The sequence below is a fragment of the Bifidobacterium catenulatum subsp. kashiwanohense JCM 15439 = DSM 21854 genome, assembly GCF_001042615.1.
Lineage (GTDB): Bacteria > Actinomycetota > Actinomycetes > Actinomycetales > Bifidobacteriaceae > Bifidobacterium > Bifidobacterium catenulatum.
On sequence record NZ_AP012327.1, the window covers coordinates 514,687 to 526,135 of the forward strand.

7 protein-coding genes and 1 pseudogene are annotated in these 11,449 nt (G+C 52.4%); all 8 read left to right on the top strand.

Going from position 1 to position 11,449, the window contains the following annotated elements; all coding sequences use genetic code 11:
* The first annotated feature begins 82 nt into the window (after nt 1–82).
* The 8 genes and pseudogenes from BBKW_RS02185 to BBKW_RS02220 all read left to right on the top strand — a co-directional run bounded on the left by BBKW_RS02185 (nt 83) and on the right by BBKW_RS02220 (nt 11,448).
* Entirely contained in the window at nt 83–2,290 is a 2,208-nt protein-coding gene (locus tag BBKW_RS02185; RefSeq protein WP_033500881.1) for an NAD-dependent epimerase/dehydratase family protein, read from the top strand.
* Nucleotides 2,287–3,202, top strand: a pseudogene (locus BBKW_RS02190) (hypothetical protein). Before BBKW_RS02185 ends, BBKW_RS02190 begins: the two are co-directional and overlap by 4 nt.
* A complete protein-coding gene (locus tag BBKW_RS02195; protein WP_033500882.1) occupies nt 3,199–5,079 on the top strand; it encodes a DUF2194 domain-containing protein in 1,881 nt (626 codons plus the stop codon). Before BBKW_RS02190 ends, BBKW_RS02195 begins: the two are co-directional and overlap by 4 nt.
* Nucleotides 5,076–6,524: a GT4 family glycosyltransferase PelF gene (gene pelF, locus BBKW_RS02200; protein WP_033500883.1), complete on the top strand. Its 1,449-nt coding sequence runs from the start codon at nt 5,076–5,078 to the stop codon at nt 6,522–6,524. The genes BBKW_RS02195 and pelF overlap by 4 nt, the downstream gene beginning before the upstream one ends.
* Before the next feature lies 1 nt (nt 6,525).
* Nucleotides 6,526–8,073 (top strand): exopolysaccharide Pel transporter PelG, encoded by a 1,548-nt coding sequence (gene pelG, locus BBKW_RS02205; protein WP_033500884.1) that lies wholly within the window; start codon nt 6,526–6,528, stop codon nt 8,071–8,073.
* Between the two features lie 3 nt (nt 8,074–8,076).
* On the top strand, nt 8,077–9,891 hold the full coding sequence (locus tag BBKW_RS02210) for a CotH kinase family protein (RefSeq protein WP_033500885.1): 1,815 nt from the start codon (nt 8,077–8,079) through the stop codon (nt 9,889–9,891).
* A complete protein-coding gene (locus BBKW_RS02215) occupies nt 9,881–10,705 on the top strand; it encodes a polyphosphate polymerase domain-containing protein (protein WP_033500886.1) in 825 nt (274 codons plus the stop codon). The genes BBKW_RS02210 and BBKW_RS02215 overlap by 11 nt, the downstream gene beginning before the upstream one ends.
* A gap of 77 nt (nt 10,706–10,782) precedes the next feature.
* Nucleotides 10,783–11,448: a DUF4956 domain-containing protein gene (locus BBKW_RS02220; RefSeq protein WP_033500887.1), complete on the top strand. Its 666-nt coding sequence runs from the start codon at nt 10,783–10,785 to the stop codon at nt 11,446–11,448.
* The last annotated feature ends 1 nt before the right edge of the window (nt 11,449 follow it).

An 11,449-nucleotide genomic window follows, 5' to 3' on the forward strand; every position in this document is an offset into this window, starting at 1 on the left:
TACCATAAGACAGGAACAATGGAGGGTTTGTGGGCAGAGCTATGCCAAACCCCGTTAAGGGAATATTCACTGGGGCGGTAGCATGGAAGTGCTCTTGGTCGGTAATACCGATTTCATTACCAAACAGTGGATTCAGCATGCCTTTCCCCGAGACCATGTGGTGATAGCGGAACGCGAAGGCACCGTAGACGGCAATGACCATCTCAGAATCGTCAACATGTCTGACGCCAACGCCCTTGCCGAAGCCCTTACCACATACGAATTTGATCGCATCGTATTCTTTTCCGAAAATCTGACCCCACGCAGCGACAGAGACGGCGACCTGGGAGCATTGCGAAGACTTCTGCATGCCATTCGCAACAGGCAAACGCAAATGCTGATGGTCAGCGGCCCCGAATCCGAATTCACTTATCCGGAAAACGACGACGTAAGCGATACCAGCAAAAGCCTAATGTCTCGAGCATCGGAAGAACTCTGCCTGTATTACGCGCGCACCTACCGTCTGGAAGCGAAAATCATTCGTTGCCCATACTTGTATGCACCCGAACGCAATGGGGTAACCGCATATTTCGGCAGACTGTTCGAACAGGCGTCAGCAGGGTCGATCTCATTCTGCGAACGCGAACAGCAGCAGACATGCTTTCTCTGCGCCGACGATCTTGCCGAACTGATCTACCGCATGTTCGACGATTGGACCGCTGAAAGCGAAGTATTCCACGTGCCCAACGCGTTTGACTTCACATACGGTGATTTGGCTGATGTGATTAGCGCGGCATTTCCTGGATTATCGGTGACTTTTGGCGAAGACAGGACACGGCATTACCCGGCAGACGACCATGCGCTGCGCTTGCGTTATGGCTGGTCGCCGCGATATTCGCTCAAACAGGATCTTCCCCTGGTGCTGCAACGCTGGAAAGAGGCGCGTGCGCAGGAACAGTCCGAAAAGCACCTGATCTGGGATTTTCTGCGCAACCATTCGAAACCATGGATCGCATTCGAAATCTGCGTCACGTTCATACTGGAGGAACTGCTTCGCACCGCGGTACAAGGCAACAGTCAGCTGGGAACCGTGGATTTGCGCCTGTTTTTCGTGGTGATCGTCGGCACGATGTACGGACTGAACGCAGGCGTGTTCGCGGCCGCGCTCGCATGTGCCGGCATGGCGTTGTCGTACGTGTCGAACGGTGCGTCATTCGCGCCACTGTTTTACGATACGTCGAACTGGATTACGTTTGTGGTGTATTTCGTTGCGGGCGCAGTATGTGGGTATGTACAGATGCGCAATCGCGAAAACCTGCGATTCATGCGTGACGAAAACAGTTTGCTGCGTGAACGACTTGCGTTCCTGCGTGACCTGTACCACGATGTGCTCGATGATCGTCGTATGTTGCGCGGGCAGATTATCGGCAGACGTGACAGTTTCGGCAAAATGTATGCGATGACCCGTGAATTGGACGAAGTGCAGCCTCAAAAGCTGTATCGTGCGGCCATTCGCATTATGCAAGATACGTTGGGCGGCGATAGTTTCGGTATTTACCGAATCGATAATGGTGGTCGTTTCGCGCGTTTGGTGGCCGCAAGCCCGCAGACTGAATCTTTGTTCAGCAAATCTACGTTGCTTGAGAATTATGCCAACGTTGTCATTGCCTTGGATCATGGCGGATTGTGGGTAAACCGCAATCTCGAACAAAACCTTCCAATGTATGCGGCGGGCGTGCATGCCAATGGCAAGCTGGCCGTGGTGATTGTGCTTGCCAAAGCCCAGCCCGACCAAATGAACCTGTACTTCCAGAATCTGTTCACCATCATGTGCGGCTTGGTGGAATCCGCTATGGTGCGTGCCTTCGATTATGAGAATGTTGCACGGCAGACGATGCTGGTGCCCGGCACTGAATTCTTGAACGCCCAGGAGTTTCTGCCTAAAGTGTTGGCTGCAAACGAGCTCAAGCACGATCATATGGGCGATCATCTGCTGCTGCGTGTGGCAGACGCTTGGCAAGACGATGGCAGCCGCCTGATGGGAGCCATTCGCCAAACGGATGAGGCCGGTGTGCTGCAGGACGGCAATGTGTATGTGCTCATGAATCAGGCCAGCGAGCATGAGCTGCCGATCATCAACAAGCGTTTGACCCAGGCTGGATTGCATGTGACGCTGGTTTCAGACCACGAGGAAGATTCGTTGCTGGCTGAGGCTTCGAAACAAGTGGCTGCCGAATCGCAAGCGGATGAAACGCTGCGCAGGAACGTTGCGCCGAATGATTCTGCATCGCATGAAGGCGGCACAGTGTGAACGCGACGGTGATGGCGATGCTGCTTATCGCCGTGCATGTAATGATATGCGTGCTGCTGTGCGTATTGTCTCGCGTTGGCGTGCTTCGCGTGGAGGGGCGGCTGCTTCCTTTCATGCTGCTGGTGCCATGGGGGGGGGGCGTTATGTGTGCTGATGCTGCATACGCGCACGCTGATTCGCGCTGGTGAGCACACGGCTCCGGGGCTTGAGCAAATGCGTGTGGATGATGAGGAACGTCGAAGCATCCTGGTTGAGGAACGAGCTGATTTCGCCAATACAGTGCCGTTGGAAGAGGCACTGATCGTCAACGATTCGAGTCAGCGGCGCAGTCTGGTGATGTCCATTCTCAACGACAATCCCAGCCGTTATATCGATGTGCTGTCGCAGGCCAGACTGAATGAGGATGTGGAAGTCGTGCATTACGCGGCTACCGCCATGGCGCAGATCAGTGCCAAAGAAGATCTTGCATTGCAGCGCTGCCGTAACGATTATCTGCAGCATCGAAATTCCGAAACGGTGTTGGAACGCTATTGCGATGCGTTGGAACGATATGTCAATTCCGGTATTGCGCAAGGATACGCATTGCAGTTGCAGAAGCAGCGATATGCCGAAGTATTGCAGGAACGACTTCGCAAACATGACGATTATTACATTGCATGCCGTCTTGCGCAAATGCAGATCGATCTTGGACTCTTTGATGATGCCGCGCACACTATTGACGGCGCTATGGAACGGTGGCCGGATCAAGGCGATGTATGGCTGATGCGTCTACGGCTCGATGCCGCACGCAATGATGGCGATGCGTTGCGTCAAACCGTTCAGCAGATTGAAAGCAAGCATATTTATCTCGGTGGCCAAGGAAGACGCACGCTGCGGTTCTGGACTGGAACCAAGGAGGCTGAACGCGCATGATCAGAGGATTCCTGTCAGACGTGTTGGCCAAGTGGAAGCGATTCCGCTGGCAAGGTCTGGTCAAGGTCTGGGCTGTGTTTATGGCCATTGCATTGGTGTTGCTGGTGGAAAGCCTGGGCGTGCATTATGGTGCCACGCGGTTCGACATCACGTATTTGGATCGAGCCAAAGCCATTCCTGCTGCCAATGCCATCGCTGGACAAAAAGCCACGAATCTGTTGGTGGTTGACAGTTCGCAGGAGGGTGTCAGCGATGCCGAAGCCATGCTCGACCAGATTCTGCTTGATATGAAAGTCCCTACCACTACGGTTGACGTGGCTGACGAAAACGCTGAATTTCCAGCGTTGAATCACTACAGCACCATAGTGGTGGCCATGCCTAATCTCGACCGTCTGGGCGAGCACGTGCTGCAAATCATGCAATGGGCCAAAAAGGGCGGCGGAGTCATGTTTGCCATGACTCCCGAAAAAACCGGCTATTTGGACGTGATCGGCCCGCAGATCGGCATTGAATCGTCCACATACGAATATGTGGCGACTAAAGGCATTACACCGTCCAGAGATTTTATGTTGGGTGGCGGCCAGACATACACATTCAGTGACCCGTTCAAATCGTCGCTGAGCGTCGCATTGAATGATCGTGCACAGGTGGAAGCGGTCAGCAGCAATGGCAGAACGCCATTGGTGTGGAGGAACGCGGTGGAGTCAGGAACGGCTGTGATGTGCAATATCGGCATTTACGGCAAGGTGTTTCGAGGATTTTACGCTTCGGCGTTCAGTCTGCTCGGTTCTGCCATGGCCTATCCGGTGATTAACAGCGCGGCGTTCTACTTGGATGATTTTCCCTCTCCGGTACCGTCTGGCAATGGCAAATACATCAAACGTGACTACAACATGAGTATTTCTGAATTCTATTCTCAAGTATGGTGGCCGGATTTGGTGCGTCTTGCGGAACGGTACGGTATTCGTTTCACCGGTGTGATGATTGAGAATTACGGCGATGACACCAAGGATGATCCGGTACGACAGACGGACAACACACAATTCGAGTATTACGGAGGATTGTTGCTTCGGCAAAACGGCGAAATCGGATATCACGGGTACAACCATCAGCCGTTGGTGTTGCCGAATACGCATTACGGCAAGGAATACGCGTACGTGCAATGGCCGAATCGCAAAGCCATTGTGGCATCATTGCAGGAACTGATCGCATTCCAGAAAGACGTATTGCCGGCCGCAACATCGTCGGTATACGTGCCGCCGTCGAATATCCTCTCCCAAGAGGCACGAAAGATCATAGGCGAGGATGTGCCGCAGATTCGCGCCATCGCCAGTACGTATATGCCTTCCGACAGTTCCTTGCCGTACATACAGGAGTTCGGTGTTGCGGCCGATGGCATGGTGGAGGCTCCACGTATCGTGTCCGGCGGCATGGTGGGCGACACGTACATGCGTCTTGCCGCGGTTTCCGAATTGAACATGCACTATGTGAGCACGCACTTCATGCATCCCGACGATCTGCTTGATGAAGATCGTGGTGCGAAAGAAGGTTGGGAAACCTATCGCAAGGGATTGGAAGATTATTTGGATTGGTTGGAACAGTCGGCTCCATCCATTCGTATGCAGACTGGAACGGAATGCGCTGCGGCGGTGCAACGATTCTCAGGATTGACGGTTTCGATGGAAACAACCGATACCAGTTGGGATCTGAAACTTGGCAACCTCACTGATCAAGGGTGGCTGATGTTCCGTGCCAGTAATGGTACGCCCGGCAATGTGCGCGGCGGAAGCCTCACCAAGCTGACCGGCAACTTGTATCTGCTCAAAGCCACGAGCGCCACGGTTCATATCGAACGCAAGACTGGGGGAGCGGCATGAGAATCTGCCTGGTTTTGGAAGGATGCTACCCGTACGTGCATGGTGGCGTGTCCACATGGATGCACAGTTATATCGAAGCGATGAAAGAGCACGAGTTCGTATTGTGGGTGATCGGCGCCAAAGCCGAAGACCGCGGCAAATTCGTATATGACCTGCCCAGCAATGTGGTGGAAGTGCGTGAGGTGTTCCTCGACGACGCCTTGCGTCTGAGCGGTGAACGCGCGCAAGTGTCGTTCACCGAAGAGGAATTGCGGTCATTGCGCGAACTGGTGAATCTTGGCAGCCCGGACTGGGATGTGCTGTTCAACCTGTTCCACACCAAAGGCGTGCATCCGCTGTCGTTCCTGCAAAGCCGTGAATTCATTGACCTGTTCACGCAAATCTGCATGGAGGAATACCCGTATGTGGCCTATGCGGATGCTTTCCATACTGCGCGCTCCATGCTGCTGCCGGTATTATACCTGATGGGCAGCGAAGTGCCGGAAGCGCAAATCTATCATGCGATTTCCACCGGATATGGCGGATTGCTAGCCTGTTTGGGCGGTTCCATCAACCATGCGCCGGTATTGCTTACGGAACATGGTATCTACACGCGCGAACGTGAAGAGGAGATTATCTCCGCCGAATGGGTGCTTCCGGCTTTCCGTCCGCGTTGGATTCGTTTCTTCTACATGCTTTCGGAACAGATCTACCGGCGTGCATGGCGTATCACTAGTTTGTTCGGTCGTGCCCGTCTTATCCAAATCGGTATGGGCGCTCCCGCCGACGCCTGCCAGGTTATTCCCAACGGCATTCAATACGAACGTTTTTGCGATATTCCTCTAAAACCCGACGATGGTTGGGTTGATGTCGGTGCGGTGGTGCGCATGGCGCCGATCAAAGACGTGAAAACCCTGATTCATGCGTTTCATGAGCTTTCATCTCGCGTTGACAATGTGCGTTTGCATATTCTCGGCGGTGTTGACGATCAGGAGTATGCCGACGAATGCTATGAGCTTGTGGAACAGTTGGGCGTGCGCAATCTTGAATTCACGGGCCGTGTGAATGTGGTGGAATACATGCGCAAGCTTGATTTCACCGTGTTAACCAGCATTTCCGAAGGCCAACCGTTGTCGGTGTTGGAATCGTTCGCAGCCGCACGCCCATGCGTGACTACTGATGTCGGCTGTTGCCGTGAACTGTTGGAAGGTGAGGATGGCGATGATTTCGGCACTGCCGGTTTTTATGTGCCTCCCATGTACCGCGAAGGTTTAAGCGGGGCGATGGAACGCATGTGTTCCAGCCGCGTGTTGCGTGAAACCATGGGGCAGATCGGCCGCGATCGTGTGAATGCCTATTATCGGCATGAGCGCATGCTTGACGATTATCGCAGGCTGTATGCCGATACCGCGGATCAGTTCGGATCGGATCAGTTCGGATTGGATCAGTTCGGATTGGAGCGCTGATATGGCTGGTATTGGATTTGAACTGAAGAAACTGTTCCATCGTAGGGGCTTGATGGCAATGCTGCGAGCCTACGGCTATGCCGGTGTGATTTGCGCAGGCCCGATGCTGCTGGGCGTGCTTCTGCAGTTTGGCGTGCTGATTGTGAGCGGTTGGTGGCAGGTGGGCCGCCCCGACCGTGATCTGCTCGTATGCATGATCACATACACATTGCTTGCCTCATTGGTGTTGACAAGTTTTCTGTCGATGCCGGTCACACGTTTTTTGGCGGATATGCTGTTTGATCACGATGAGAAGATGATTCTGCCATCGTTTTGGGGGTCTACCGACATCATGTTGATGGTGGGCGCAGTATTGTACACGGTGTTTCTGCTGTTTTCTGGAGCCACGCTGATGCAGGGCGCGTTGTGTTTATGGCTGTTTCTTGAAATGGTCGTTAACTGGAATGCGATGAGTTATTTGACGGCCATTAAAGATTACAAAAGCATTTTGTATTCTTTTGCTGCTGCAGTGCTGGTGGCGTTTGTTACGTCATGCGTGCTGCTTGCGTTGGCGTTGCCGCCGGTGGAATCGCTGTTGTTTGCGGTGGTGCTTGGCTATGGTGTGATGCTGGTGTGGGATGTGCTGCTGTTGCATCGGTATTTTCCGCAAAGTCGTGAGAATCCGTGGCTGTTTCTGCAATGGGTTGACCAGTTTCTGCCGTTGGCGTTGACCGGATTGTTTACCACCATTGGATTGTTCGCCCATTTGGTGATCACCTGGTGTGGGCCGCTTGGCATCAAAGTGAAGGGTCTGTTTTATGGTGCGCCATATTACGATGTGCCCGCCATGCTTGCGTTTTTAACGATTCTGATCACCACGGTGAATTTTGTGGTGTCGGTGGAAGTGAATTTCTATCCGACATATCGTTCGTATTACAGTCTGCTCAACGATGGTGGCACGGTTAAAGACATTACCGTTGCAGAAAATGAAATGCTGGCTGTGCTCAATCGAGAATTGCATTACACGGCGTTGAAGCAATTGTTGGTGACCGCTGCCGTGATTTCGTTGGAAAAAACAGCGCTGAACGCGCTTCCTTTGGGTTTCAACGATGCGATGCATGGATATTTTCGTGTGCTATGCGTCGGATATGCGCTGTATGCGGTCGGCAATACCGTAATGCTGATCCTGCTGTACTTCACCGATTATTCTGGTGCGTTGACTGCATCGGCATTATTCGCCGGGTCGACGGTTATTTTCACGGTGATCGGACAGTTCTTCACTACCACACTGTTCGGCTTCGGTTTTCTGATGGGAGCGTCGCTGTTCGCTATTTATGCGACATTCCGGCTCGCCTCATACACCGACAATCTGCCATACCGAGTGCTGGGGCAGCAGCCGATTGTGGCACAGACGAAACGTGGACGTTTCACCGAACTGGGCATACTGCTTGAACACGGCGAACAACGAATCGATCAATCACTGCATCGCGCGGAATATAAGAGGCACGTGCGGCGCGAGTGCGGGACGAACATTACAGAAGCGAACAATACAATCGGGGAGGAATCGTAAATCATGACATGGTGGAATCGACGCAACACAAAAGCTATTACCACGCTTGTCAAGCAAATAGCGGCATTGACGGCAATGCTGATGGTGCTTTCCTGCGCTGGGTGTGCGACTTCATCACCCAGCGATAATGAACAATCGCAATCATCGGATTCAACGCAGACGCATGAGCAAGTCAAGAAAAGCGCTGAACAAAGCATCGACGGCGCACACTTGCGCGACAACGAATCGTTATACAAGGTGTATGACGACAGCGGCGTGGAAACCATGTATCTGACGGTATCGCGCGGTAATTCGTCGGAAGGAACCGACCATAGCTGGAGTGAAATCAACCAGTATTCCGTTGATGACTATGCGGCAATGGGCGTTGGACGCTACAAGGTCAATGGTTTGCTGCAGGTCGGCGACGAACAGGGGCCGGTTTCCGGGGAGCTTGGTTTTGGCGAAAGCGCGCCGAACGCCACCGTGCAGGTACGTGGTCAGTCATCGAGTAAAAACGAGCAGAAGAATTACAAGATCGAGTTGAAAAGCGGCAAAGGCAAGTGGCGTGGACAGCGTACCATCGCATTGAACAAGCATATGGGTGAAGGTCTGCGTTTCCGTAACAAAATGGCCTTTGATCTCATCAAAGGCATCGACCAGATGATGGGGCTGCGCACGCAATTCGTGCACTTGTATGTGAAAGACGAGACCAGCGGATCGGATTCCTTTGACGATTACGGTCTGTATACGCAGGTCGAACAGCTCAACAAAACCGCATTGCAAGCACACGGACTTGATAAGAATGGCCAGCTGTATAAGGCCAATTATTTCGAATTCCATCGAGACGAAGACGTGATCAAACTCGCCGACGATCCCGATTACGATCAGACGAAATTCGAAGAAAAACTGGAAATCAAAGGCGACAACGACCATACCAAACTGATTGCCATGTTGAACGCGCTCAACGATTATTCAGTGCCGATGAGCGACATTCTCGGCAAATATTTCGATACTGAAAATCTCGCATACTGGATGGCATTCCAGCTGTTGACCGGCAATATCGATACGCAAAGCCGCAATATGTACCTGTATAGTCCCACGAATTCCGACACCTTCTACGTGCTTGACTGGGACAACGACGGCATGCTCATGCGCAAGGAATATGAGATCAAACAACGTTCCGATGGCAAAAGCTGGGAGAACGGCATCAGCAACTACTGGGGCAACATGCTGTTTAGCCGCTGTTTGCAGACCAAGTCGTTCCGAACTGCGCTCGACAAGGCAATACAAGACGAATATAAGTACATGAATGCCAATCGCATCAACTCCATGGTGAAGCATTACCGCAGCATTACGGAACAATATGTGTGGAAAATGCCTGATTCCATGCATGAAGGCGTCACCAAAAGCCAATATGATGTAATCGCGAACCAGCTGCACAGTGAAATCGAACAGAACTACCAGACATACCAAACCGGGTTTAACAAGCCCATGCCGTTCTACATCGGCACACCTACCCCTACCAATGGCAAGCTCAAACTCAACTGGGATGTCTCCTACGATTTCAACAATGAGGATTTGCGTTATACCGTCACCGTGTCCAAGGATTACGAAGGTAAGGATGTAGTGTTCACACAGAGCGACCTCGTATTGCCGGAAGCCGTGATGGACATGCCCGGTGAAGGCCAGTACTTCATCAAAGTGAGCGTGCGCAACGCATCAGGCGAGACTCAGGACGCGTTTGACTACTACGTCACCGACGGCAACAAGATCTACGGCACCAAGTGCTTCTATGTGAAAGGCGGCGGCAGCATTGTGGAGGATGCCAATGTTCAATGACGGTGGCAATCGAGGAACGTCGCTGCTGCAGCGCGTCAAACGTCGAGTCTGCGAAGAATTATCCGTTCCGCCGAGCACCGCCAAGGAACGGTTCCGTCATGAGCTCAAATATCTGATCTCATACGCGCAAAAGACCGATTTGAACGTGCGTATGGCGCCGCTGCTTGGTCTCGACAAACATGCGAGCAACGGCGGCTATATGATTCGCAGCCTGTATTTCGACGATTATTGGAACACCGCATATCGGGAAAAAGTCGACGGTGTGCTGCTGCGCAAGAAATATCGTATTCGCATCTACGATTACAGCGACCGCGTGATCAAACTGGAACGTAAACGCAAAAGCGACAGTTGGATCTACAAGGAGGATGCGCCGCTCACCCATGAGCAGTTCGACCGCATTCTTGCCGGCGATTACGAGTTTTTGCGCGACAGCGAGCATCAATTGTGCCGCGAGTTTTATGTGGAATGCATGTGCAATGTGTTGCGTCCGCGTGTGATCGTCGATTATGAGCGCGAACCGTGGATTCTTGACGCCGGTACTGTGCGTGTCACTTTCGATATGAATGTGCGTGCGGCGGTTGGGGGATTCGATATTTTCGACTCCACACTGCCAGTACTGCCCGTGCTTGAGCCGGGAAAACTGGTGATGGAAGTCAAATTCACTGAATTCCTGCCGCAGATGGTACGCGATCTGTTGCCTGGCAAAGCTCAGGAGTTGACGTCGGCTTCGAAATACGTGCTCTGTTATGACAAAGCCTCGTATTTGCGGGGATTCGGCTACTGGCAGGAAGGCTGGAGCGTGCCGAGTCTGTAAAGACAGTCTATGATCGGCTGGCATTTCCCAAAATCAAACGTTACGAATCAAGGAAGCAAGAGCGAAAGAACAGCATTATGAGCGTTAATGACATGATCAAAAAGTCGGTGCTGAAATCCTTCAGTCAATACAATGTGCCCAAAATGGCGTTGGCATTGCTGGTGGCGTTGATCGTTGGTATCGTCATCTACTACGTGTATCGCCGTTTCTACACGGGCGTGGTGTATTCGCGCAGTTTCGCGGTCACATTGGTGGGCATGTCCGTGCTCACCTGCATGGTCACGTTGTCTATCAGTACGAATATTGTAATCTCCCTTGGTATGGTCGGTGCGTTGTCGATTGTGCGTTACCGTACTGCGGTCAAGGATCCGATGGATCTGCTGTATTTGTTCTGGTCGATTACTTCAGGTATTGCGGCGGGGGCTGGCATGTATGTGCTGGTGATTGTGGCCGGATTGGTGATGATCGGCATGCTGGCATTGTTTTATTCGCATCAGGACAAGGGACGCGTGTACATTGCGGTGATCCACTATGTGGGCGATATGGTTGGCGATGAGATCACGCGCGCGTTCGGACGCACTAAATTCTTCGTCAAATCCAAAACCATGCGTAGCGAACGCACGGAAATGGCCGTTGAAGTGTTTTGCAACGACAAGGATATGACGTTCGCCGAACGTATCCGTGCGATTGACGGCGTCGAGGACGTCACTCTGATACAGTACAACGGCGAATACCACGGATAGT

Bases quoted from the DNA above. Each gene is read 5' to 3' on its own strand.
- BBKW_RS02185 (WP_033500881.1), top strand. From the start codon at position 83: ATGGAAGTGCTCTTGGTCGGTAATACCGATTTCATTACCAAACAGTGG.
- BBKW_RS02195 (WP_033500882.1), top strand. From the start codon at position 3,199: ATGATCAGAGGATTCCTGTCAGACGTGTTGGCCAAGTGGAAGCGATTC.
- pelF (WP_033500883.1), top strand. From the start codon at position 5,076: ATGAGAATCTGCCTGGTTTTGGAAGGATGCTACCCGTACGTGCATGGT.
- pelG (WP_033500884.1), top strand. From the start codon at position 6,526: ATGGCTGGTATTGGATTTGAACTGAAGAAACTGTTCCATCGTAGGGGC.
- BBKW_RS02210 (WP_033500885.1), top strand. From the start codon at position 8,077: ATGACATGGTGGAATCGACGCAACACAAAAGCTATTACCACGCTTGTC.
- BBKW_RS02215 (WP_033500886.1), top strand. From the start codon at position 9,881: ATGTTCAATGACGGTGGCAATCGAGGAACGTCGCTGCTGCAGCGCGTC.
- BBKW_RS02220 (WP_033500887.1), top strand. From the start codon at position 10,783: ATGAGCGTTAATGACATGATCAAAAAGTCGGTGCTGAAATCCTTCAGT.